This window comes from Fictibacillus sp. KU28468 (assembly GCF_026153615.1).
Lineage (GTDB): Bacteria > Bacillota > Bacilli > Bacillales > Fictibacillaceae > Fictibacillus_C > Fictibacillus_C marinisediminis.
On sequence record NZ_CP110666.1, the window covers coordinates 2748629 to 2773316 of the forward strand.

Annotated in this window: 27 protein-coding genes and 1 tRNA gene; 10 read left to right on the top strand and 18 right to left on the bottom strand. The window is 39.0% G+C overall.

The features are described 5' to 3' along the window. Window positions 1-1038: 1038 nt before the first annotated feature. From OKX00_RS14225 to OKX00_RS14250, 6 genes are all read right to left on the bottom strand, one after another. Window positions 1039-1212: a YolD-like family protein gene (locus OKX00_RS14225; protein ID WP_265410549.1), complete on the bottom strand. Its 174-nt coding sequence runs from the start codon at window positions 1210-1212 to the stop codon at window positions 1039-1041. Between the two features lie 369 nt (window positions 1213-1581). Further along, entirely contained in the window at window positions 1582-2862 is a 1281-nt protein-coding gene (locus tag OKX00_RS14230; protein WP_265407773.1) for a M20 family metallopeptidase, read from the bottom strand. A 591-nt stretch (window positions 2863-3453) separates the two neighbouring features. Further along, a tRNA-Val gene (locus tag OKX00_RS14235) sits at window positions 3454-3529 on the bottom strand. Between the two features lie 111 nt (window positions 3530-3640). Next, window positions 3641-4360, bottom strand: coding sequence for a DUF6143 family protein (locus tag OKX00_RS14240; RefSeq protein WP_265407774.1), 720 nt, complete (start codon window positions 4358-4360; stop codon window positions 3641-3643). Between the two features lie 24 nt (window positions 4361-4384). Continuing rightward, entirely contained in the window at window positions 4385-4687 is a 303-nt protein-coding gene (locus OKX00_RS14245) for a hypothetical protein (protein WP_265407775.1), read from the bottom strand. Between the two features lie 93 nt (window positions 4688-4780). Then, window positions 4781-5335: a phosphatidylglycerophosphatase A family protein gene (locus OKX00_RS14250; RefSeq protein ID WP_053354715.1), complete on the bottom strand. Its 555-nt coding sequence runs from the start codon at window positions 5333-5335 to the stop codon at window positions 4781-4783. Window positions 5336-5462: 127 nt separating this feature from the next. Between OKX00_RS14250 and OKX00_RS14255 the strand changes: the two genes are divergently transcribed. The 4 genes from OKX00_RS14255 to OKX00_RS14270 all read left to right on the top strand — a co-directional run bounded on the left by OKX00_RS14255 (window position 5463) and on the right by OKX00_RS14270 (window position 7989). Continuing rightward, window positions 5463-6191: an alpha/beta hydrolase gene (locus tag OKX00_RS14255; RefSeq protein WP_091006640.1), complete on the top strand. Its 729-nt coding sequence runs from the start codon at window positions 5463-5465 to the stop codon at window positions 6189-6191. Window positions 6192-6256: 65 nt separating this feature from the next. Continuing rightward, window positions 6257-6775 (top strand): 2'-5' RNA ligase family protein, encoded by a 519-nt coding sequence (locus OKX00_RS14260; protein WP_091006638.1) that lies wholly within the window; start codon window positions 6257-6259, stop codon window positions 6773-6775. A 2-nt stretch (window positions 6776-6777) separates the two neighbouring features. Next, window positions 6778-7212, top strand: a complete 435-nt coding sequence (locus OKX00_RS14265) for a GNAT family N-acetyltransferase (RefSeq protein WP_265407776.1) — start codon at window positions 6778-6780, stop codon at window positions 7210-7212. A 96-nt stretch (window positions 7213-7308) separates the two neighbouring features. Further along, the gene (locus OKX00_RS14270) at window positions 7309-7989 is read left to right on the top strand and encodes a DUF421 domain-containing protein (protein WP_265407777.1); all 681 of its coding nucleotides are present in this window, start codon (window positions 7309-7311) and stop codon (window positions 7987-7989) included. A 55-nt stretch (window positions 7990-8044) separates the two neighbouring features. Here the strand turns inward: OKX00_RS14270 and OKX00_RS14275 are convergent, their stop codons facing one another. The 3 genes from OKX00_RS14275 to OKX00_RS14285 form a co-directional block, all read right to left on the bottom strand. Then, the gene (locus tag OKX00_RS14275) at window positions 8045-8395 is read right to left on the bottom strand and encodes a hypothetical protein (protein ID WP_062231468.1); all 351 of its coding nucleotides are present in this window, start codon (window positions 8393-8395) and stop codon (window positions 8045-8047) included. A gap of 65 nt (window positions 8396-8460) precedes the next feature. Beyond that, a complete protein-coding gene (locus OKX00_RS14280; protein ID WP_265407778.1) occupies window positions 8461-9354 on the bottom strand; it encodes an SH3 domain-containing protein in 894 nt (297 codons plus the stop codon). 119 nt (window positions 9355-9473) lie between these two features. Further along, entirely contained in the window at window positions 9474-10640 is a 1167-nt protein-coding gene (locus OKX00_RS14285; RefSeq protein WP_265407779.1) for a BMQ_0737 family morphogenetic spore coat protein, read from the bottom strand. 116 nt (window positions 10641-10756) lie between these two features. Here OKX00_RS14285 and OKX00_RS14290 point away from each other — a divergent pair, with 116 nt between their 5' ends. From OKX00_RS14290 to OKX00_RS14300, 3 genes are all read left to right on the top strand, one after another. Next, entirely contained in the window at window positions 10757-11623 is an 867-nt protein-coding gene (locus tag OKX00_RS14290; RefSeq protein ID WP_265407780.1) for a hypothetical protein, read from the top strand. 34 nt (window positions 11624-11657) lie between these two features. Continuing rightward, window positions 11658-11822 (top strand): hypothetical protein, encoded by a 165-nt coding sequence (locus tag OKX00_RS14295; protein WP_156316214.1) that lies wholly within the window; start codon window positions 11658-11660, stop codon window positions 11820-11822. A 156-nt stretch (window positions 11823-11978) separates the two neighbouring features. After that, a complete protein-coding gene (locus tag OKX00_RS14300) occupies window positions 11979-12377 on the top strand; it encodes a hypothetical protein (protein ID WP_265407781.1) in 399 nt (132 codons plus the stop codon). Between the two features lie 120 nt (window positions 12378-12497). Here the strand turns inward: OKX00_RS14300 and OKX00_RS14305 are convergent, their stop codons facing one another. The 4 genes from OKX00_RS14305 to OKX00_RS14320 form a co-directional block, all read right to left on the bottom strand. Beyond that, on the bottom strand, window positions 12498-13220 hold the full coding sequence (locus tag OKX00_RS14305) for a glycosyltransferase (protein WP_265407782.1): 723 nt from the start codon (window positions 13218-13220) through the stop codon (window positions 12498-12500). A 30-nt stretch (window positions 13221-13250) separates the two neighbouring features. Continuing rightward, window positions 13251-13922, bottom strand: a complete 672-nt coding sequence (locus tag OKX00_RS14310) for a glycosyltransferase family 2 protein (protein WP_265407783.1) — start codon at window positions 13920-13922, stop codon at window positions 13251-13253. A 55-nt stretch (window positions 13923-13977) separates the two neighbouring features. Next, the gene (galE, locus tag OKX00_RS14315) at window positions 13978-14967 is read right to left on the bottom strand and encodes a UDP-glucose 4-epimerase GalE (RefSeq protein ID WP_265407784.1); all 990 of its coding nucleotides are present in this window, start codon (window positions 14965-14967) and stop codon (window positions 13978-13980) included. Window positions 14968-15316: 349 nt separating this feature from the next. Further along, complete coding sequence (locus tag OKX00_RS14320; protein WP_265407785.1) at window positions 15317-16117, bottom strand: glycosyltransferase family 2 protein; 801 nt, start codon at window positions 16115-16117, stop codon at window positions 15317-15319. 306 nt (window positions 16118-16423) lie between these two features. On the opposite strand from OKX00_RS14320, the gene OKX00_RS14325 reads away from it, so the two are divergent. The 3 genes from OKX00_RS14325 (at window position 16424) to OKX00_RS14335 (ending at window position 20241) form a co-directional block, all read left to right on the top strand. Next, a complete protein-coding gene (locus OKX00_RS14325) occupies window positions 16424-17449 on the top strand; it encodes a sugar phosphate nucleotidyltransferase (RefSeq protein ID WP_265407786.1) in 1026 nt (341 codons plus the stop codon). 522 nt (window positions 17450-17971) lie between these two features. Then, complete coding sequence (locus tag OKX00_RS14330) at window positions 17972-19261, top strand: UDP-glucose dehydrogenase family protein (RefSeq protein WP_265407787.1); 1290 nt, start codon at window positions 17972-17974, stop codon at window positions 19259-19261. A gap of 23 nt (window positions 19262-19284) precedes the next feature. Then, on the top strand, window positions 19285-20241 hold the full coding sequence (locus OKX00_RS14335; protein ID WP_265407788.1) for a UDP-glucuronic acid decarboxylase family protein: 957 nt from the start codon (window positions 19285-19287) through the stop codon (window positions 20239-20241). 136 nt (window positions 20242-20377) lie between these two features. Here the strand turns inward: OKX00_RS14335 and OKX00_RS14340 are convergent, their stop codons facing one another. The 5 genes from OKX00_RS14340 to galE (OKX00_RS14360) form a co-directional block, all read right to left on the bottom strand. After that, window positions 20378-21175 (bottom strand): glycosyltransferase family 2 protein, encoded by a 798-nt coding sequence (locus tag OKX00_RS14340; RefSeq protein WP_265407789.1) that lies wholly within the window; start codon window positions 21173-21175, stop codon window positions 20378-20380. 14 nt (window positions 21176-21189) lie between these two features. Beyond that, entirely contained in the window at window positions 21190-21987 is a 798-nt protein-coding gene (locus OKX00_RS14345; RefSeq protein WP_265407790.1) for a glycosyltransferase family 2 protein, read from the bottom strand. A gap of 142 nt (window positions 21988-22129) precedes the next feature. Continuing rightward, the gene (locus tag OKX00_RS14350; protein WP_265407791.1) at window positions 22130-22750 is read right to left on the bottom strand and encodes a methyltransferase domain-containing protein; all 621 of its coding nucleotides are present in this window, start codon (window positions 22748-22750) and stop codon (window positions 22130-22132) included. 32 nt (window positions 22751-22782) lie between these two features. Continuing rightward, window positions 22783-23466, bottom strand: coding sequence for a PIG-L deacetylase family protein (locus tag OKX00_RS14355; protein WP_053354734.1), 684 nt, complete (start codon window positions 23464-23466; stop codon window positions 22783-22785). Between the two features lie 130 nt (window positions 23467-23596). Next, complete coding sequence (galE, locus tag OKX00_RS14360; RefSeq protein ID WP_265407792.1) at window positions 23597-24643, bottom strand: UDP-glucose 4-epimerase GalE; 1047 nt, start codon at window positions 24641-24643, stop codon at window positions 23597-23599. Between the last annotated feature and the right edge of the window lie 45 nt (window positions 24644-24688).

Sequence of the window (24688 nt, forward strand, 5' to 3'; positions counted from 1 at the left end):
TTTATGTTTCCCTCAACGATACAGAAAAAAACAGCGGGACACCATTAAAAAAGACTGGTTAAACGAAAAAAAGAAGCTGAAAAGCCCTTTAAGGTCAGCTTTTATGTTTACCAATGTGTATTTGTCCAAATTTTGCTGCCCGTCCAAACCAACAATGATCGGAACGCATAAACTATGACAAGTACAAGTTCTAATTTTTAAGAAGGTGGTTGAAAAATGAATTCCTCAAAACATTCACAAACTTGTAAACGATTTAAACACCTTAAATCGGGAAACAAAGTGACTGTTCGTTTACATGATACATCGGTTCAAATTACCTTTAGACATTATGACTCTAATAAGGGTCTTGTTACGGGAGAGATTGCTGATGGGAGTATTGTAAAATTTAATTGCTGTGACGTAAACTCCGTAAACTCTATCAAAAAGACTCCGTCTCAGAATTGGTTCATTGAAGGGCGAACCTGAAGTTATTGCGATCATGAAGGTTCTCGTGCTTAGGTAGACCAACTTGGCACTAACAAAAATGGCAGAGAATATCACGAAAGGACAGCTGAAATTAGCTGTCCTTTTGACATTCGATTTTATGAAAAGACGATTATCGTTTTTCCTTTAACGTGTTTCGATTTATTGCAGTATAAAAATTCAATACTCTGTAATACAAAAAAAACCTTGAAAATCAATGACTTTGAATAAACTGTTATGGTGACCCGAGAGGGGTTCGAACCCCCGACCTCTACCCTGTCAAGGTAGAAAAGCGAATCTGATTATAACAGATCTAGTTGGATTTCGTTGATATGATAAGCTTTTATATTTTAAAAATATGATTTAGACAGATGTAATTGGTGGCAATATGCTTGGTTTTGCCACCAATCTGCCACCAGTACATCACCAGCTGAATCCCTTGTGTATTATGGTTTTAACAAGCCTTCTCAGATAAGTGAATCATGTGAAATAATGCCTTGGTTAATTGCGCAGGAAGGACTGTTGTCCTCTGAATAGCTTAGTAAAACAGCATCGTAAATTTTTACGTTGCTATTTTTAATTCATTTTCACATCCACTAGATCAGCCAGTTTAATCTTAACAATTTCCCCATCGAAGTCCACTATTCGTAGTTCTCTTCTAAAGGTATCCACATAGTGAACCTTTCCGATCAACAAATGAAAATTCCCATCACTAAAATAGGTAAAACACAAGGCTAAATTTTCAACCATTCCTTCGCAGATTGTTTCTAGGTTCACGCCCCCAAAAGGAAAATTTTATACCTCTACAGTTATTTATGAGAATTCAGCCCATTTTTTTCGTTTTGGGGAACAATGGATTTCTTACCTTGATGGCTATGGGGTAGCGTCAGGAAAATGCGGATTTACAACGTTAAGCTGTTCTAGGAAGTAGATATGAGTTGGTGTAGCAACGATTAATGTGTTGAGACAAGATATACGAGACACTAGTAAGCCTTGTTTCACGTTATATTGACTCCATATCAATAGGCTAGACCCTATTGATACAAGGGGTTCTATCTTAACGTTATAAATTGTCAAAATCCTGACGTTACCGCTACATAAAGTTTAGTGAAAATAGATTTAAAATGACCTAAGATACTTGACTGCCGTCTCAGCATATATCTCGGCAGATTCTATTAAGTTCTCCACTGAAACCCGCTCATCGTACCCATGGATGGTGTGTTCCAGCCCAGGACCGTAAAGGACGGTATCAATGCCATGGCGCCGGAAGTGACTGGCATCACTTGAACTAAGCATAAGTACGCTGAAGACTGGTTCCTCCATTCCGAGGACACTCTGGATTCCCAGTTCTATGGCCCTCACAATTGGACGATTCTCTAAGGTCCAGTTCGGGTTAGTACAGGGTACCATTGGCTCTACAACCGCACCTGGCGCTACAGCACTAACAAGATTCCTAGCGATATCAAGTACAAACTCGGACTTCATACCGAATGGAACCCGGGTATCCACTTTAATGATACACTTGTCTGCGACGACGTTCACATTTGTTCCGCCCTGGATTACACCTGGATTGTAAGAGGGACGATAAAGTAACTGTGACAATAAGGGATTTCCTAGACACTGAGATAGGAGCCACTCAGTATTGTACAAAAGTTGACAAGGCTCTGCCGGAGGCGTTGCCTTGAGCTCCCATAGCTTGGTTAGTGCTTCGACAGCGGCTGCCCCTCTTCGTATGGCGGAGATTCCATAAAGCGGTTGTAGGCTGCCATGATCTGTCTGACCTGGTATGATCACCTGCATCCATGCCTTGCCCTTTTCGCCGGCATTCGGATGGTGGGGGTCCGTTGGTTCACCAATCAGACAAGCATCACCCTTAATCAATCCTTGATCCAGGAGCGAGGCCACCTCAATGCCGCCAGTCTCTTCATCCGGAGAGGCAATAACTCCTAGGCTACCTTTCAAATTAAGAGTGGGGGCGAACTCCTGAAGTAGTCCAGCCACAAAAATCAGTGATGCCAAGCCTCCTTTCATATCGGAGGCTCCCCTACCCAAAAGCATACCCGCTCTGACTTCTCCTGAGAAAGGATCGGAGGTCCAATGTGAACAATCGCCTGCAGGTACGACATCTGTATGTCCACAAAATAGGAGCCGTGGACCAGGTACCCTGGTTAAGGGAGCATCACAGACCACGGTAACCAGCGCATTTTCGCTACGGCGGTGCTCGGTAATCAAGAACCCTTTTGCTGCTAGGTATCGGCTAATATGGCGGCCCATTTCTGCTGACCGCTTCTTAAACTCGGGCGATGGATTTTCAGATGGAATTCGAATAAATGAAGCAGCAAGTTCGACTAATTCCCGTTGCCTTGACCTTATCAGCTGCCGGAGTAATCTGGTACTCATATAAATACATCCCCTCCATGTCCGGCATTAGCCGCAGTATTTCTATACTATTCTATGTGCTGTTCCTAGATCATATTTCTGGGGATAAAGGTGGGGAAATATTTGATACGTGTTAATTAAAGTCGCGTTCAATGCTATAGTTAAACTTAATAAGCCATAGATGCATAAAGAAAGAGCTGCCTTAAAGACAGCTCTGATCTTCAGCTAACGCCCCCGTTAGCACAATAAGAAATTTTATAAATAACCCTTCATCCTAATAACTTTCCCTTCAACCTCTGGACCAACTTCTTCCATTCCCATTTTACGATAAAACTTAACCGCAGCAGTGTTCGATTGTTAGACATTCAAAAATTGGCATTACCATGGATCTATATGCGCACGCATTAGAAAGTGCTGATGAAGCGGCAGCAGAGAAAATGGAATTTTTACTTTCCCCTAATGAAACGACTATGATAAAAAAAGAGCATTAAAACTAACTAGAAAAACGAAATTTGCCACCAGTTTGCCACCAATTCATCTGTACTACTAAAATTGAAAAACTCTGTTATACAAAAAAACCCCTGATATACAAGGGTTTGTCATTAGCTGTTATGGTGACCCGAGAGGGGTTCGAACCCCCGACCTCTACCCTGTCAAGGTAGCGCTCTCCCAGCTGAGCTATCGGATCAATTGATTATGTATCGGACAAATAAAAGTATACCTCATTTTTCACTTAGTTTGCAACTGCTTTTTTAAAATAAATAAAAAGACCCTAAAAAAGGGCCTAATTTGTAAAGCATCACTTTTCTTCCCATTCAAAAGCAACAGTAGATTTCAGGCTGCTGTCATCGCATGTAGAGGTAAGGAAAACCATTACATTTGTTCTTGATGCGATGACCCACAATCCATCCAGATCAACGGTAATACTTTTGTATGGAGGAATGATTCTGGATGCTGCTAAAACTCCGTTAACTGGAGAGTTAGGAAGCGAACCAAATTGAATCTGTCCTTTTGGCCGGGCGGATGGAGTTTTTGACAAGTCTGCAGGAGTAACATTTCCTGACATTCTTCCATTGAACGGCAGCGTTGGCTTAAAATAGATTTGAGCGTTTATCGGGCTGCACGTCATATTGGAGATGGTGATTCGCTGTAACGCCAGATCTACACCTGAACCTTCCGGATTAACAAGGGCCGCCCACACGTTCTCTCCTGGAGGACATGGGCAGACGGAAAGCGTCTCTGTGATCCCTAGAAAATTGTTGGCTTTCGTCACCTCTGCCGGACTTACTTCTGTCGGCTTTTCTTCTTTAGGGTATTTCATTTGGGGGCTGAACGGGATATTTACATTCATATTAGGACTTACCGGATATTTCATATTGGGGCTGACAGGATAATTCATGTTTGGGCTTATGTTAGGGTTCGGATAATTCATATTGGGATTCACGTTTGGGTTCCCATAGTTGCCTTGCCCATAGCCGTAACCCGCCCCAGGACCATACGGGTACATTCTATTTTGCATATGCATTTTCCCTTCTATAAAGTTTCACATTACTACCATATGTAGATAAGCTATACTTGGTCCATCCATACTGGAAAAATGGGTGATGAAAAGGGGCTGTCCTGAAAGTCGAAAATTGACCTTCAGGCAGCTCCTTTGACGTGAAAAATCTTCAATGAAAAGTTGATTGGAGTGGAAGGTGCGAGACTCCTCGAAAATGAACTTCACATTTCCTTCGTGCGATAAAACGCTGCCGGAGCCTTCCTTGTCCTGCGGGACTAGCGTGACAGGTGAGACTCCCGCAGGCGCTTGCGCCAAAAAGTAGGCGTTCACGCCGGTAAGGCTCACCGCACGCCCCGCGAAAGTAGGAGCTCACGCCGGTAAAAGCGAGCAGCCTGGAGCGGAGGTCAACAGCTACCAGACTTCTTGGACGGCTCCTATTTATCCTATTTTTTCTTCTTGATCGTGCTGTTCCATTTCCTGCTTTGAAAGCCGCTCTTCCTGATCCCTGAGCCGATGCGCAAGCCGGCTCGATGCATTTGCTGCAATGCTTGCAACGAGGTCGTCCAGAAACGTATGGATGCCTTCGGATGTTTTCGTATCCAGCTTTCGAATGATACCCATTTTATATTTATCAAGGTGTCCAAACGTCGTAACGGCAATACTGCCATATCCAAAAACTGCTCCAAGGGCAATCGTTTCATCTACACCAAATAATCCTTCATCCATCTCCACAATGGATTGCAATGGCTCAGAGAGCATCTTTTTTTCTGCTAATTTATCGAGCTCAATTCCAACCAACAAAGCATGCTGGATCTCTCGTTTTGTTAACACGGCATCAACACTCTCAATACATTCTGTCATCGTTAATTGAGGAGAAAAAGGAGACTGCATTTCAAACACAATTTCAGCGATTTCCGGAATCGTTACTCCCCGCTCTGCAAGCAGGGCTCTGGCCGCAGACTCAACATCACGGCTATGGACTCGTTTTGCCATTGGGCTCACCTCTGTATTTTCCTTGGATTTTTCCCGAATAATACTTTTATCTTGATTACATTATACCACTGTATGATAGAATGGAACGGATACAATGAAAGCGCTGTTTTTAGATAGGAGAATTTTTATGCCCACTTTTCAAGGAACCGTCTATGAAGAAACCATACATAGCAAAGAACTTAATGAAGAAATTCCTTTATTGATCTATTTGCCTCCAGCGTTTACCACACTAAAAAAATATCCTGTATTGATCGCACAGGACGGACCTGATTATTTTCAGCTCGGAAGGCTTGCATCTACAGCGGATGACATGATTCAGGCGAATGAGATCGAGGAAATGATCATCATCGGTATTTCCCATAAACGCGGAGAGGACAGGCATCATAAGTATCACCCAAAAGGAGAAAAACATAACGCTTATATTCGCTTCATGTCGCTGGATCTGCCTTCCTATGTTCAAGAGAAGTTTAATACTTACTTATTGGGATCCGGGATGTGCCTTCTCGGAGACTCGCTTGGAGGCTATGTATCCCTCAGATGCGGGATATCTTTTCCCCGTACTTTCGGCAAGCTGATCGTACAGTCTCCGTACGTTGAGCAGCAAATCTTGAACGATGTCCGCTCTTTCACTGGGTATGAACTGCTGACGCTCTATCATTCCGTCGGAAAAGAAGAAAGCCGCTTTGAATCTGTTGATGGCTTTATAAAAGATTTTTTATCGCCGAACCGTGAACTTTCGGACTGGTTTCTGAACAAAGGATTTGATTATCGTTATGAAGAATTTGAAGGAAGTCATCTATGGTCAGACTGGCAAGTAAACCTTAGGCCTGCTTTAAAATTTATCTACGGAAAATAATTCGATTTGTGAAGTTGTAAGAATTTTTGATATACTAATTCAAAAGATAAGGGAGGAAGTTTTCAATGAAATACGGTATTGCTATATTCCCATCAGAAGAACTCAAAGATAAAATAAATTCTTACCGCAAACGCTATGATCCTCATTATTCTATCATTGCACCGCATATTACACTCAAAGATCCATTTGAAGCCAACGATGCAGAAATCGAAGAAATCGTTGAATATATCGAAACAGTCGCCAAGAATATTCCTCCGATCAATATTCATATCACCCGAGCAAGTTCTTTTCATCCTGTCAACAATGTTATTTACTTGAAAGTAGATAACAATGATGAACTAAACTCCTTGCACGAGCTTCTCTATGAAGGGCCGCTCGAACACGAACATCCGTATAATTTCGTTCCTCATCTCACCCTGGCCCAAAAGCTTTCTGACGTGGAGCATGCGGATGTGCTGGAACGGTTAAAAATGGTGGAAGCAGAATACCAAGAAACCGTAACAGAATTTCATTTGTTAAAAATGGATGAAGAATCTGACCGCTGGAAAGTCTACAAGACTTTTGCGCTCGGGAAGGATGTTTAATTTTGGAAGTAAAAGTACTAACAACGGAAGATCCATCTTACAAGGACGCTTTATTCGTTCGAAAACAGGTTTTTGTAAATGAACAGAACGTCTCCGAGCAAGAAGAGATTGACTCGCATGAAAATCAATCTGCCCATTTTGTCCTTTACGATGACCGTCGTGAACCAATTGGTGCAGGCCGTTTACGTCCGATAGAAGGCGGAGGGAAAATTGAAAGAGTCTGTATTCTGGCCAGCCTCCGTAAACAGGGGCTCGGCGAGTTGCTGATGAAAAAGATGGAACAGGCAGCCAAACAGTCCGGTTATCCATCCCTTACATTATATGCACAGGTCCATGCAGAGGATTTCTATAAAAAATTAGGATATGCTACAACTTCAACAGAACCCTTTCTAGACGCCAATATTTGGCATGTTGCCATGAATAAAGCATTGAACTGATCTTGAGTCAGTTTGATGCTTTTTTATGTTCACGATCGGTTTATTTTGGACAAACAGGAGAACACTAACTTTAACTTCGCACCAGTGGGGGCTGTCATGAGGCTTGGTACAATTACAATTGAAATGATCATTGGTTTTTTTGCTCTTTTCTTTTTAACTAAATTATTAGGAAAAACACAATTATCACAGCTTACACCTTTCGACTTTATTTCAGCTCTTATCCTCGGAGAACTTGTCGGAAATGCGATGTATGACCCTGATGTGCACATTTGGATGATCTTATTTGCGATTAGCGTATGGGGAGTACTTATGTATTCATTGGAGATGCTGACACAAAAATCAATTACGCTGCGTAAGGTTCTCGAAGGTTCTCCCTCTATCATCGTCCGAAAAGGCGTCATTGACCGTAAACAGCTGAAGAAGAACAAGCTTGATATCAACCAGCTTCAAGATCTCATCCGGCAGAAAGGCCATTTTAGCATGAGAGAAATAGAATATGCCATTCTGGAGACGAACGGTTCCATTTCTGTACTCCCTAAATCCAATGTACAGCCGGTCACCCGCAAAGACTTAAAGCTTCATGAAGTTGAGGTTACACTTCCTGTTACTTTGATCCTAGATGGTAAAATTATTCATGACAATTTAAATACAGCGGGTGTTGATGAGGAGTGGCTGCGGGCACAGCTTTTAAAAAGAAAAATAAACTCCGCTCAAGATGTTTTCTATGCGGAATGGAAAAAGGGACATGAACTGCTAGTAATGAAAGAAAAGGACTAATTGTTTTTTATAAAGCAAAAAAGAACACTTTGCGTGTTCTTTTTTGTTTGCATGCTTAGATCCAGGAACCACCACAGCCGCAATCTTTATGCTTTTTATGCTTTTTATGCTTCTTTTTAAAGCAAATATAGCTTGAAGAAGATTCGTGTTTTTTGAAGCTGGATTCTGACTTAAAATGTTTGGAACAGGATGAAGAAGATTCTTTCTTTTTGCCGTGGGAACTGGAAGATTCATGTTTTTTACAGCTGGAAGATTCTTTCTTCTTAGGAGAATATACGTGATCCGGAGTCCATGTTTCTTTATAGTCGTACTTCTTCTTTTTTTCTTCAACTACGATCACTTTCTCTGCTTTAATAAAAACTTTATCTGCTTTGATCACTTTCTTTTTCTTTTTCTCGCAAGACATACTCTAACCTCCTCTATAATTCCCATAGTATGCAAGATTATAGAGAAGGGACATAGGCTTAATTATCAAAAATTGATAGAAATATGATTGGCCGCTTTTACTTTATATTGCTGTTTATTGAAGAAAACAAAGGCTTCAACCGTTAGATTGCCTATGATTTCTTTCTTAAATGGAATCTGATAGTCTTGTATCACGGATTTCTCACCAGGTTCTATCGTCATTTCTCTTATCGGACAGATCCAGATTTCTCCGCGCTCTTTCGCTTCTTGCGCCCAGTCGTTGTCGATAAACATCCAATGAAAGTTCGCGAGGTTGTCTTGATTAACCTCATGATTTTCACTGGAGTAAATCTTCCCTTTTAAGACGTTGGCTTCACCTGGATTGAAGCGCAGACAAACAGATGGATTCTGAAGTGTAATTAATCCTGTGTTTTCAATGATAAATGATCCCTTAATAAAGCCTGATTGATTTTCATTCATGATGATGGAGTAATCAAACAGGCAGAGACACTCATAATCCTTCTTAACGAAAATATTCTCTTCTTCGTCTTCCTCTGCTTTCTTCATAAAGGGATCAGGCCTTCCTTGAAGTGAAAGCTTTTTTTCTAATGCCCTTATTTTTTGCTGGCTGAGATCCAGTTTGTTCTCCTTATCGTTAATTTCCTTTTGCACTTCAGCCAGCAATGCCTCATAATCCGCTGCTCTTTTGTCATAATCAATGCTTTTGGCTTGCCCCAGCTCATTTTTCAAGTGTGCGACCTCTTCTGTCAGCCGCACCCGTTCAGCTTCAAGTGCCTGTATCGTTGTATCTTTTGAAGAATCCGCTGCTTCTTTTTCAAGTTTTTCAATCAGTTCCTCTGCAAACACTAATTTTTTTTCCAACTCTAAAGACTTTTCCTGATAAAACTGGGCCCGAGCGATAAGACGGTCATAGCTTAACCGTTCTTTTTGAGAATGCATACGTGTCCCCCCCTAAATAGGCTCCCATCTTTTATCTTATGTAGGCTTCACTGATTCGTTCACTATTTAAAGAAAAAAGAGCAGGATGGTTCCCTGCTCTTTTATTGCGCTTAAGGATATTATTTTAATTTGATATCATCGAAAGTTACGCAATCTTCAACCTCAAGGCTTCCTTTATCTACTTTCACAATTCCTGATTCGAATACAGTGACCCCTCTTTCATCAATAAGCTGAAGCTGGAAACGGCTTCCAGAGTGGCGGCTTACGGCTGCGAAGTTAAAGTCAAATTCTTCACCCTCATTTGTCGTACCTACCCCTGAGACCATCAGCTTGAGTCCCTTGCCTTCGCAAGGCTCGCAAGTTAGAGAATCCTGTTCAAAGCTATCCGCCGTGAAGTCGAAGTTGTTTAATCCCCCGTTTTCATCTTCAAACGTAAAGTGAAGTGAACTGTCACTCAGGCTGCAGTTTTGGCAGATATCAGCAAGCACGCTAAGGCGGCCTTTTTCAGTAGAATTGCTTCCGGTGCGTCCGCTCGCTTCACCGCTGACACTGCAATCGCAGTTAGGGCGAGGGAAGATATCCGGACATTGTGCAGGGAATTCGACCTCCGGACAAGAATCCATTTCAGCTTCTTCAGCTGAAAGGTCATTATTTCGAGGTGAGCAGAACTTAGCAAGTACCTCGAGTTTCACTTCAGCTTCGATTTGGATATCCACACAGAATGTAATGGTGAGGTTAAAAGATCGTGGTGCTGGAGCGTTTAGGAGTACAGTTCCTGTTTGGATTTTGCAAAGAATTCTGGTGATTTTGCAAAACAGGTCTGTTCCGTCTGGATAACAAAGTACAAACGGCTCGAGCACAGATGCATCCGTTGTAAGGTGTGTTACGACTCTTCCGTTACGGTCCACAACAGCTACCCTTACCTCAGAAGTGAATAATAGCTCCACGAGCTGAGCATCAACAAAATTACCGTTTAGCGAAACCGTTACATCTCTTTTCTCTCCAACCTGCTCACACAGGAAGGTCTCGCATTCTGCCCTCGTTTCTTCTCCGTTTAACGGGAATGGAGGCGGAGCCGCCGGTGTTTGACAAGTCAGTCGCAAAGGACGCCGTGCCGGATCTTCTAATGCTTCCTCGATCTTTCTGAGCTGCTCCGGATTGAAACAAACTTGTTTCGTTACTGAAAATGTATCAGTAACCCAATCATACACTTTCTGTACTCTTATGCATTCTTCCTGGAGACTATTGGCAGCCTTTGGTATAGATTTCTTATGATTTAAACCCATAGTTTCCCTTCCTTTCCTCATCATGTTCTGAAGATTCCATACATACTATGGGAATACGATAGGTTATGACACAAGAATGAATGCCTATTTTTCGGGCAGCTAGGAGGAAAGACATCATGATTCTTACATTTGGGGGCAAACAGATCGGACAGATGGACACCAATTTTTTTCAGCATATAAAACCGTTATTAAATTATTGGGGATTGGATTGGAATGAAAACTATCATGAAATTGAACCGGCTATGTATGGCCAGTGTTTTGTGATTTCTGGTCTTGAGCAAAGGGACTTGGATAGAGTTAAAGAATTTCTTAAGCATACAGATGTTATTATAGAAGAAAATCCCTCGGGAATGAGTACAACAGCCTCAATATCGGTTTCATTTGTTGCTGACCAGCCTGTACCCATCATCATTCAAACGGAAAATTCCAAACTCCTCTATATTACTCCAGCCAAGAATACCGAAAATGCTGTTCAAAACATGATTCATAAGAGCATCCTATGCAAAAGAAAAGCAAATCACTATTCTTTTTCCTTCAGATGGCGAGAAAAAGAATATATTCCTGAATGGATCAGCTACCTCATCCTGCAGATTGGACTCTCCAAGACATTTTCATCACTCGCTTCCCTCTCTATTGGAGAATACCAGACAGGGATAAACCACATCTTAAGATCGATAAATCCCATGCTCGCTGATCTGCAATGCGAAAAAGAAACAAAAAAAATGAAAAAGCCAAAAATGGAGCCTGAATTTAAGGTCCCTGACACCTTTATTGCTCCTCAGCAGCATATACCTGTCCGAAGCAGACCCGCAACAGTGACACGAAATAAAAATCTCCATAACGGGCCGGCCATAAGCCCATTCAAAAGCGTACAAACCCCTGAATCTACTATCAATCCGTTTAAACAAAAAAATAGCAAAACTTCAACAGCCATTAATCCCTTTCAGCCAAATACCTATACCACTCGGAGAAGTAAAGAATAGTATAGAAGCAACTTACTGAAAAGGTGTGGGTGGAATGGACAAATCTCAAATGCGAAAGCTATATCGTAATCGCCAGCAGGAAAAATCAAAAAAATCGGCAAGCAAACCGTCATTGTTTGAACCTGTGAAAAAAAAGAAGGGCTGCAAAACGTGCGGAAAAGTAACGTGGAAGCCTAAAAAAAACAATGCTGGCCACTAAAAAGAAGGATCTCACCCTTCTTTTTTTCTATTTTTCTAGTAGAAAAACCTATTTTTTGTACAAGTAGGTACTTATCCATGCAAATTTTAAAAAACTCAATATACTATATTACCCCTGAATGATCAGGAGTACGAAAGACAATAAGGAGGAAAAGTAATGGGTTCATTATTTAAAAAACAAGGGTGCGGCTGCAACGAAGAAAGTTCTAGTTCCAGCTCCAGCTTTGTACACAAGAAAAGAAAAAAACACGAAAGCTCTAGTTCTAGCTCAAGCTCCAGCTTTGTACGCAGACGGAAGAGAAAAGAAGAAAGCTCTTCATCTTCATCTTCATCTTCTTCTCACAACCAATGTAAAGGTTGTGCGTGTGAACAGATTAAGAAGTTAAGACCTGGCGCATCGGTACAAATCGTGCTAAAAGGCGGAGAAGACTTCTTTGATGGCGAGATAACATTCGCATGTTTCGATCATAAAACTTGCTGTGCGACTTTCATCTTGGATGGATATCCTATCATCATTGACTGCCGTCAAATCGTTGCAATCCAACTATTCACGTAATAACTGATTACGAAAAAATCAGGCCTTTGAGCCTGATTTTTTTTTTAAAAGTTCAGGCTAGCTTAAAAAGGCAACGATTGGATAATGAAAAATGAATTAATCAGCCTGATTTTCTTACATTTAGGGACTAGGTTTTTTCGTAATATAAGGCCTATAGTCATCGGTTTTAGCAATTACGCTGCAGAATTTCAAAATCGTGTTATTTTTAATCCTCCATGTATGGCTTTCTGGTTCAAAGCTTCTTAAATAAACATAGTTATCTTTAGTTGCTGAGTACAGAGGAATTCCATTCTCAATACATGATTTACAAAAAGCTGAATCCTCAGCAATATTGGTGGAACTGAATTTTACCGTATTAAAAACTTCTTTTTTAAAAACCAGCGTCCCTCCCATTAATAAATGATTATTGTATGTCTCCTCATTTTTCGCAACTGCTCCCCCAAACTTATTCGGATTAAATTCGGTAAGCAGGCTTTGATCTTTAAAATACATAAAAATGGAGGTTTTTCCAACGACCGATGCTTGAGAATTTCTTAAAGATTGAAGTGAATCCAACAAGTAATAAGGCGAATAGTAATCATCATCATCAAATTTAGCGATATGGCTGAACTTTGCTTTTTCTACACCAAAGTTTAAACATTCTCCCAGCGTAGTATCAGATGGTAATTGATAGATAGAAATGTTAGAAGAATCAGCTGCTCTTTCTTTCCATTTTTCAGCATCCATATTATCTTTATTTAAAATGATAATTAATTCTTTTTCTACATCTTGCTGCCGATCAAAATTGAGGAAAACCTCTTCCATACAATTATCCCTTATCGTGCAAGTGATGACGGAAACCATACAAGCCTCCCCTGTTCCTCATAAGTAACATCAAAGCTTTGATACAAACGGTTTGAAATCATCTGTCTTCGTAATAAATTGGCTTATGCTTAAAATAACATCCACAGGCACCTTCCACGTATGCTGTTCCTGATCATCATTCCTTACATAGGTGAAATTTTCTTTTGTTGTTGAGTAAACCCTTAAGCCCGCCTTCACACAGTCCCTGCAAAAAATCCGGTCTACTTCTTTAATCTGATCCGGAAACCTTACTAGGTCCAAAATTGCTTTATAAAATACTAACGTACCTCCTTGTAAATATTGCTTTGCAAAGCTGCTTTGATGATTGACATATTGATTTTCATTGCCTGGATTGAAAACAGCCAATACTTGCTTGTTTTTCAAGTATATATATACCGATGTCTTTCCTATAACATCCGCTTTCATAGCATTCAATACAGAAATAGAATGCTGCAGATATGCTGGTGCATAATAATCGTCATCTTCAAAATTTGCAATTATATCATATTTAGCCTGCCCCACTGCAAAATTGATACAATTACCTAAGGAGGTAAGTTCCGGGAGTTGAAAAACAGAAACATTATCATAATTTTTTGCTTTTTCACGCCATTTTTTCAAACACATACTGTCTTGGTTAAGCACAATGATCAGTTCTTTATTATCGTAATTTTGAGTCTTGTAATTATCAAATATATTATCCATGCAAGAATCCCTAATTGTACAGGTGATGACAGATACCATATAATCCCCTTTCCTTTTACGGCTTTTTATAACCTTTTGGATTTTTTAAAAACCATTGGTATGCTGATTCAATCATATCTTTCAGGTCAAACTGTGCCTTCCAGTTAAACTCTTTTTTCAACATATCTGCACTGGCTATGAGAGCAGGAGGATCTCCATCACGTCTTTTTGCATATTCCACAGTGGCTTTTCTGCCGATTATCGTTTCGCACATTTTTATTATTTCATTCACACTTATTCCTTTTTCATTTCCTACGTTATAAACTCGGTTGGCAGCCTTACTATCCAGCAGTGCTTCAAGGGCAAGAATGTGGGCATTACTTAAGTCTGTAACATGGATATAATCTCTTATGCATGTACCGTCTCTTGTTTCATAATCATTGCCATACACAAAAATTTTTTTCGTCTCGCCGAGTAAATGTTTTATGATATTGGGAATTAAATGTGTCTCAGGTGTGTGGTCCTCTCCCAATTCTCCTGAGTCAATGGCGCCTGCTACATTAAAATACCGCAGAGCAATATATTTTAGCGAATATGCTGTTGAAAAGTCTCTTAATAGCTGCTCCCCAATTAATTTGGTCCAACCATAAGGATTAATGGGAATTGCAGGAGTACTTTCATTTATCATCTTGCAAGGCGGTTTCCCGTAAACTGCACATGATGAGGAGAAAACAATTTTCTTAACATGATATTGCACCATCATCTTCAATAGGGTTATCATTCCATTGACGTTGTTGCTATAATATACTGCAGGTTTTTCAACTGACTCTCCTACGTATGCATTTGCTGCAAAATGCATAACTGCACAAACAGGGTATTTTGAAAAGATTTCTCCTAAGTCTTTAGGGTTTCTTACATCCCCTTTCACAAATATTGCTTTAGGATCTATCGCTTCCTGATTGCCTGTTGACAAATTATCAATTACGACAACCTGATAATTTTTCATGATTAAGGCTTTGACTACGTGACTCCCAATGTATCCTGCCCCGCCTGTCACAAGAATCATGGCAAACTCTCCTGTTCTCCTCTTTTATAATCCTTTTCTGTATTAATTTTTTCGAACAAGTGCAGAGCCCTTGCTACGATTTGGTCCATATTATGCTCCCTGTATTCTTTTTGGGGAACCGGGTAATATGGGTCATTAAATCCTTTTTTATAGACTTCCAGATATTCTCTTGCAATCGTCGTTCCCAGGATTTTTATTCCGTAATACGCTTAAAATCATACTCATATGAATAATTGATCTGGCCTGCTTAAATTTTATCTTCTCCAGAAATGGGATTATATGATTTATGTATGCAATAAAGGAGATTGCTATGAATTTTCCATGGAAATAAAAGAAAAAACCCTGTTTTTTATACAGGATTTTGCTTTGGAATAAGCTGTGCCAGCTGTTTCCAGCCACAATATGTTCTAAAAACGGGGGTATACAAGTCACCCCAATTTTTTAAAGTATTATAGATGTGCCATTCAAAAACTTCATTATATAGATCTATTTTTTTGGTAGCATTATTTGCATGCTGCCTGTAATTATAAAGCATCTCATCTATCCAGTGAATTTCAAAATGTTCAATAAGCAATGCATCCATTCGTTTATCTTCAAGATGACGTCCTTCCCATGGATCATCGGTTGGCCATCCACCCACTTGTTTTAGAGCGGACGTTCTGTAAAAACGGGGAAAAGGTACATCGTTAGATAATAAGAATTCATACCTATCACTATAGGAACGTCCCCCGATGCGCGGTACTTCCAATAGTTTATTCCCTTCCCGATCCTCATAAATATCTGTTTTATTGCCCCAAATAAGTGCAACGTGATCTGAAACCTTTTCTGCTTCATTTCTTAGTTTTTCAATTGTGTCAAAAAAAAGCCAATCATCTGAATCAAGCTTCATTATGAAAGGCGTATCAATAACGGCAAGGCCCTCATTTTGTGCTTTTGACTGTCCTGCATTTTCTTTCAAACGAATTAAAGTAACCCTTGGATCATTTAAGTATTCTTCGACAAAAGCAAGACTTTGATCGGTGGAGGCATCGTCTACCAAAACTATTTTCCATTTATCATAAGTTTGCCGGAACACACTTTCCAATGCATCCTTTAAAAATATTCCAGGATTATAGGAAGGTATCAAAACGGTAACATCATAATTTTCCATAAATCTCTCCATGTTCTTTAGGATTTATTTAAACAGACTATTCATAAAGCAGAAAACATTATAATGGGCACAACCCTTTTGTAGATGATAAAAAATCCTCCCATTTACTTTTAAATAATTACTTGCCCCTCAAATAAAACTCCTCTTGTACTTTTTAAATTATTCAAAATGCAATCATTTGGTTGGGCTGTTTGATAGATTTTTTTAAAGACTAAATACATGAATCACCTATTTATGTAACGTTATTCAGTATAAATGCATAACTTAACATATATTTTAATGATAGAAACTGGTGGTGTTTTTTTATTGAAAGGATTAATATTAGTAGCCGGAAAAGGTACTAGACTTCGGCCTTTTTCACTAGCAAGGGCAAAAACTTTAATACCAGTTGCTAATAAGCCCTTACTAGAATATTGTATTGAAAGCCTGAAAAAAATAGGCATAAACGAAATTGGCATTGTATTAAACCCTATACAAAAAGAGATTTGTGAGTATATAGATAATCGGACAGCCGACAATACTTCAATTACACTTATTTATCAGCCGGAAGCAAAAGGTATTGGAGATGCTGTAAGGCAAGCATCGGATTTTTTGAAGAGCGAACCATTTATTCTTTTATTAGGAGATAACCTAATCAATGATTCGCTTTTATCCCTTAAAGAAGCTATCCTGTCTAGTTCAGTCAACGGTGCTGTAATGCTTACGAAGGTCTCTAATCCTAGTGAATATGGAATCGCCCATGTAGAAAACAACCAGATCATTAAAGTGGAAGAGAAACCAAAAAATTCAGCATCCAATCTTGCCATAATTGGAGCTTATGCGTTTGACTCCAATGTGCTCACTGCCATTAACCATATACAACCCTCCTCAAGAGGAGAATACGAAATTACTGACGCCATTCAATGGTTGATTAATCATCAATATAATATCTCTTACCAAATTACAAATAAGGAATATTCAGATGTAGGCACAATAGAACGATGGTTAGAAGCCAACCGTTGGGTTTTAGATTCCCTGAATCGATCAGAGGAGACTACAGACCCTACAACTATCATCAGAAACTGCAAGTTGATTCCACCCGTTCATATTGATAAAAATTGTGTGTTAACCAATTCGACCATAGGTCCGTATGTATCTGTTTCACACGGTGCTGTTATAGATAACTGCAAGCTTCAAGACAGTATAGTTCTGGAAAATGTGTATGTACGTGATGTATCTTCTTTAATTACCCATAGTATTTTCGGAAAAGGGACAAAAATCGATAAACTGCACATAGAAAACACTTCCATTGAATGCATATTTTTTGATGATACTAAAATAGTTTCTAAGTAAGGTGATGTGAAATATGATTTTTTACATCCGTTTGTCTAAATCATTTGTTAAAGGCAAAGGTATTGGCAAAATCACAATAAAAGCATATGCCAGAAAGTAAATTGGTTATTTGTTTACTAGAAAAAAGCTTGCCTGCTCATTTAATGGATGAACAAGATTTTTATGAAGTGGTCTTGGCTAAGGACATAGGCTTTATTAATTTTGAAACAACTATTTTTAAATATAATCAATACGAAGCGGCATGTACTTGTAAAGGACAACTTATGAAATATGTCTATAGCAAATATAAAGAAGGATTACTTTGATAATGGCAGATTAGTAAGCGATAAAATACGTAATAATTATAAAAATAATGATTTAGCGCAATCTGAGATTACTAGTGAAAACCGGCGTGTCTTTAAAAAATATAAAGACTAATTACAGATTTCAAGCCCGGGACAGTGTTAATTTTAGCTATAGCCGTTTCCTTTTTTTGGTTTCATTCATATTTTAGAATAGCTGAAATTTAACGGGGGTGTTTCATTGAATGTTTTAATCATTGGGGCAGGTTATGTAGGAACAACTACTGGTTTACTATTTGCTGAATTGGGACATTCGGTAACAGTGATAGATGTTGATCAAAAGAAAATTAATGATTTACAGAAAGGAAAACTTTTTTTTTACGAACCCGGTTTAGAAACGCTATTAACAAAGCACTTAGTTTCTGGAAAAATCACATTTGAAAATGATCATCAAAGAGCTATAAAAAATAATAACCTTATTTTCATCTGTGTCGGTACTCCGCAAAATCAAGATGGAAGTGCCAACTTGCACTTTTTACGGGAAGCTTCTGAATTTATCGCTTCAAACCTGAATGAATACAAAATAATCGTCATCAAAAGCACTGTGCCAGCGGGAACGTCTAAACAAGTTAAGCTGTGGATCGAAAATACCAAGAAAGATCCTGTCTCTTTTGATGTATTATCAAATCCAGAGTTTTTAAGAGAAGGCAATGCTTTACACGATGCGCTTTATCCAGACCGAATAATACTTGGAAGTGAAAATGATAAAGCAACCGCACTCCTTCAAGAACTCTATAAGGGAATAAAGTCACCATTTATTGTTACTACACCAAGTGCTGCAGAATTAATTAAATATACAGCCAATTCATTTTTAGCAACTAAAATTTCATTCATTAACGAAATAGCCATCCTTTGTGACAAATTGCATATTAATGTCCAAGATGTGGCTAAAGGGGTTGGATTGGATTTAAGAATCGGCCAATTATTTTTAGATGCTGGTATTGGCTATGGGGGATCTTGTTTTCCAAAAGATGTGCTGGCCTTGATCGATACTGCAAAGAAAAATAATGTAGATCTTTCAATTCTCGAGAAAGTTCATGCTATTAATGAGAACCAGCCGGGCTACCTCTTTAAAAAAGTAAAAACAAGATTAATCAGCTTGGCAGCAAAAAAAATTGCTGTATTGGGTCTTTCCTTTAAGGCTCAAACAGATGATATAAGACAGTCGCCATCCTTGAAGATCATACAAAACTTAATAAATGAAGGAGCAATTGTTGAAGTACACGATCCCGTTGCTAAACTCCCTGGCAATCTAACGGATACTGTATGTCAAAAAGATTCTGCAGAAGAAGCAATCACAAATGCAGATGCAATATTAATCTGTACTGACTGGCCTCAATATAAAAATATAAATTGGGCAGGTATAAAAAATAAAATGAATTCCCCTATTATTTTTGACGGGAGAAATATGCTCAATACAGCAGAGATGAGATCTATTGGCTATATTTATGAAGGAATAGGTTACAATTAATCACTTGAGAGGTGATAGGTGCATTGAAAAAAATAATTATTACCGGAGTGGCCGGTTTCTTGGGATACCAGCTGGCAGAAACTCTTTTATCCGAAGGCTGCTGCATTATAGGAATTGATAATCTTTCTACCGGCAGGGTGCAAAATATTGTTAAGTTAAATGCTAATCCAAACTTCACCTTTATTAAACTTGATGTTTGCTCTGATAACCTCTTTCCATTAAAGGAAATAACAGACATAGACCAAATTTATCACCTCGCTTCTCCTGCATCCCCCAAATACTATCAACACTATCCTTTTGAGACCATTGAAATCAATACTATTGGAACGAAAAACATGTTAGAACTCACTAAAACTCATAATGCCAAAATGGTATATTTAAGTACAAGTGAAGTTTATGGCGATCCAGAAATCCATCCTCAGACGGAAGATTACAGGGGCAATGTTAATACCTGGGGACCCAGAGCCTGCTATGATGAAGGCAAACGGCTTGGGGAAGTGTTTTGTTATTTATACCACAGCCTCTTCGGGGTGAAAATCAAGGTTGCCCGGATATTTAACACGTATTCCGCTGGTTTGCGAAATGACGATGGACGTGTAATTTCTAATTTTGTAAATCAGGCCATAAAGGGAGAGGAAATTACTGTTTATGGAGATGGCTCACAGTCAAGGTCATTTTGCTATGTAGACGACACCATCCGTGCAATTATGTTAATGATGAAGAATGATGCAGCAAACGGAGAAATTATAAATATAGGTAATCCAAATGAGATTACCGTTTTAAATCTGGCTAAATTAATAAAAGAACTCACAAATTCCTCTAGTGATATTGTATTTCTCCCTCTGCCAAAAGACGACCCTAAACAAAGACGGCCAAACATTGACAAAGCAAAAAAAATTCTTGATTGGGAACCTAAGGTAAGCCTGGAAGAAGGATTACAAAGAACAATAAATGTTTATAAATCTTCATTTAGTAACTAAATGAATCATGACGTGGAAGAGCTGACTACTCCCGAAATCAACCAAATAAAAAAGAAGGCTGCCTCATACAGATCGTTTTGAAACGACGAATTTCTTGAGACAGTCTTTTTATACGGATTGGAAAATGGGGTCTATGCTAAGTTTTCACTGGAATAAGTGAACTCAATTCAACCCAGCCGTTTTTATTTATTGAGAATTGTGGCTCAAACTTATTCCCCCATTTATTTAACGCATAATGAATATTCCATTTAATCATCTCATTTAAAATAGCCTTCTTATTAACTGTTACGTTGTTGATATGTTTTCTATAATTATAAAGCATTTTATCGATCCATCGAATTTTATAATCTTTAATCAAAAGGACATCCATGCGACGGTCTTCCAGATAACGCCCCTCGTATGGGTCATCCGTTGGCCAGCCTCCTACGTTTTTAAGGGCGGATGTCCGGTAAAAACGGGGATATGGAACAAAATTTCCCAACAAAAATTCATAAGGATCGTCAAATGAACGACCCTTTATATCCAGCATCTTATATACCACTTCACCATGATCATTTTCTATTACGATTGTTTTTTTGCCGCAGATCAATGCTACCTCATCGGGCAACCTTGCCGCCTCATTCATCAGAATTTCAAGTGTATCTGGAAAAAACCAGTCATCACTATCCAGCATTATTGTAAAAAGAGTATCTATTTGCTCTAAACCAGCGTTTTGGGTTTTGGACTGTCCTAAATTTTTCTTGTTTTTTATAAGGACTATACGCGGATCGGATAGATAGTCCTGTATCGTTGATAAACTATCATCAGTCGAAGCATCGTCTACAATGACCATTTTCCAGCCTTGATACGTCTGGTTAATTACACTCTCTATTGCATTTCTTAAATACTTGCCAGGGTTATACGAGGGGATTAGAACCGTTACTTTTTCGTCCATTTTCACCAACCCTCCTATTCAATCCGTTTTAACTTTTTAACTACTCTCCAACCGCCTCTAATTTTCTTAAATACTGGTTCATATTCATTTCCCCACCGGTGAAGAGCATCGCGTACGATCCACTCTACAGCCTCTCTGTAAACGTCTTTTTGATGTGTGGAATTCCTTGCATGTATTCGATAGTATAAAATGGTTTGTGGTATATAGTAAAAACGGTATTCTTCTATTAGTCGTAAAAACATACGAAGATCTTCTGCATGCCTGCCTTTAAACGGGTCATTAACTGCCCATCCGCCCATCTTTTTTATCAATGATGTTCGGTAAAACTTTGGCCAAGGAATATAGTTTGAAAGCAACAGTTCATATTTTTCCTGCTGAATATTGTCCCATTCAATAGAAACAGATCGGTACCTTTTTCTTTTTCTTATTCTGTTTTCTGTCACTTCTATAACATTGCCAACAATCAATGCTACTTCTTCAGGTAAATTTCTTGCTGTATCCATTAATAAATCCAGTGTGTTTTCTGGAAGCCAATCATCAGCGTCTAATTGCATAAAGAATTCTGTATTTATTCTTTCAAGCCCAATGTTTTGTGACATAGATTGGCCAACGTTTTTGTTATTCTTGATAAGTGTAATTCTTTGATCTTCCAACAGATCAGCAGCATGGGACAAGCTATCATCGGTTGATGCATCATCCACTAAAATAATTTTCCAATAGGGATACGTTTGATTAAACACACTCTCTATAGCTTCTCTTAAATATATTCCTGAATTAAATGAAGGTATTAAAATGGTCACTTCTTTATCCAACTACTTAAACACCTCTTAAAATTTATAATATCCTGTAAATAAAAATATTCCTTGTTATTTTATATGCACTTAATCCAATCCTGATTGTATTGATGTTTATATAAATAAAAAAAGAGCAATTCATCCTTTGCTCTTTTAAACATTATTTTTTAACTATTGCAGTTAGAATTACCTGGTAATGGTCATCCTTAATGCCTAAAATGGCTTCAGGGATTTCATGAACGGCCAAACCGTCAAGAAATGCTTTCGCTACAGCAACATTGCCAAATACCTCTATCTCTATCTTTTCTTCATCAACGAGTTCATTCAACAGCATCCTCAATGAAGTATCCGTAAATCTCCAATAGTCTCCATGAAAATCTGTTCGGCAGCTTGCGCTTAAACCAGTAGTCGTTATCAGCAATGTCCCTCCTGGTTTTAACGCTTTTATTGTATTGTTTAATGCCATTTTAATATCATATATGACATGAATGACCTGGGTCAGTATAATACAGTCAAAAACCTCATGAGGTATATTTTCTCCTGTTGCCAAGTCACCTACAATGGTCGCTTCAGGTGAAGGAATGAGGTTCAGCACATCGCTTTTCGAAACGTTAGTTCCATAGATCCTCGTATAATAGTTATCTCCTACTTCCAGAACATGTCCTTTTATCTCTGCGCGGTTATTCTCTAAAAATTTCTCAATGTAAAATCTATCAATAGGTTTTCCCCGGTCGGATCCAAAATTTCTGCTTTTGGGTCTTATTGAAAAGTTATTCAGCAAAAGCTCCTCCTTAATTTAATCCTGGCATGATGCTAGAAAAGCTGTGCACGTAAAATATAATATTTCTCAGCATATTGGGACCCGTTCTCCATCCCTCTTTTTTCTGCCCATTTCTTTATGCTTTCTGGTGAAATAAGATGTTGGGACTCACGGATTTGGGAAACATGCATCTTCATTGCTTCTACTTTCATATCTATTTTTTCACCAAGATCCAAGAAAAGCTCACCCGCATTGTTAATTCGGGGATATTGCCAGACGATTAAAGGGTATTCATACATAGCAATCAACTTATAATTTAGATGCGGCTGTGGCCTTAAGCTGGCCATGCAGGCATGAAAAAGCGCTTTATGATCCTGATGAAAACTCGGATATGGTATGAACACCATTGAGGGTTTAAAACTCACCAAGATATCATCAATTTTTGAGACTAATTGTTTTTGCGGAATGGTGTCCAATATCCCTTCTTTATCCTCAAACATGACTTCATAATCTTCACAGCCCAAAAATGATAAGGCATCGGACAGTTCCTTTTTTCTAATATCGGCTGTCACTTTCATTCCGGAATGGATGAATGTTGTTTCACCTAATGCTGCAATGACAACTTTCACATGATTTCCTAACCTGCATGCCCTTTCAATCAATCCTCCACAACCCAATACTTCATCATCGGAGTGTGGTGCTATGATTAATATCCGTTCATTCCCAGTGTTAAGCATCGTACACCCCCGAAACTTAAATACATTGAATTAGTTTAATCTATTCAGCAATTAAGGGGATGTATAGGCAAAAAACCATGGAGTTATACATTATAGTCTTCAGCATTGTAAACAGCCATGACAACTGAAACTAACATTCGGACTCTCCTATAACTGAGTCATTTTTTATCAATGAAGCATATAAATTGTTCTTCTGCCAATTCCAGGCATCAGCACACATTTCATCAATCCCCTTTTGGGCTTCCCATCCTAGCATCCTCTTGGCTTTTGCCGGGTCTGCATAACTGACAGCAACATCTCCCGGCCGGCGGTCCACCACTTTGTAAGGTATCTTTTGTCCAGTTGCTTTTTCAAACGCTGCAATCATTTCCATCACACTATACCCTATTCCAGTCCCAAGGTTATAAGCATCTATACCATTGCCGGCCAACACTTTATCTAACGCCTTTAAGTGTCCCTTTGCCAGATCAGTAATATGGATATAATCCCTGACTCCTGTACCGTCTTTTGTTTGATAATCATTGCCAAAGACATTAACTTCCTTCAATCTCCCGACAGCGACCTGTGTGATATAGGGTGCTAAGTTACTAGGAATTCCGTTCAGATCCTCCCCAATTCGTCCGCTTTCATGTGCTCCAACAGGATTGAAATATCGCAGGAGAGCAATGCTCCATTCGCTATCTGAAACATAGAGATCTCGAAGTATTTCTTCGATCATCAGCTTCGTCCGTCCATAAGGGTTATCCGGACCAAGCGGTGCATCTTCTGCTATTGGCATTTGCTTCGTTGTACCATAAACTGCGGCAGAAGAACTAATCACCACATTTTTCACACCAAATTGCTGCATTGCCTCACAAAGCAAAATCGTACCCAAGACATTATTTCGATAATAATCAAGAGGCTTTTTCACTGACTCTCCAACTGCCTTTAATCCGGCAAAGTGGACGACAGCCTCAATCTTATTCTCGGTAAAAACTCTTTCCAGTTCCTTTTTCTCTACAAGATCAACATGCTCAAATTTAAAATTTCTGCCTGAAATCTCCATTACTCGGTTGACTGATTCTCTTTTACTATTGGACAATTTATCTAACACAACAATGTCATAGCCTTTATTTAAAAGCTCCACACACGTATGGGTGCCAATATAACCTGCGCCTCCCGTAACTAAAATGGCCATGCTGCTGCCTCCCATTCAAAACTATTGTTACTTTCTTATCCTTAC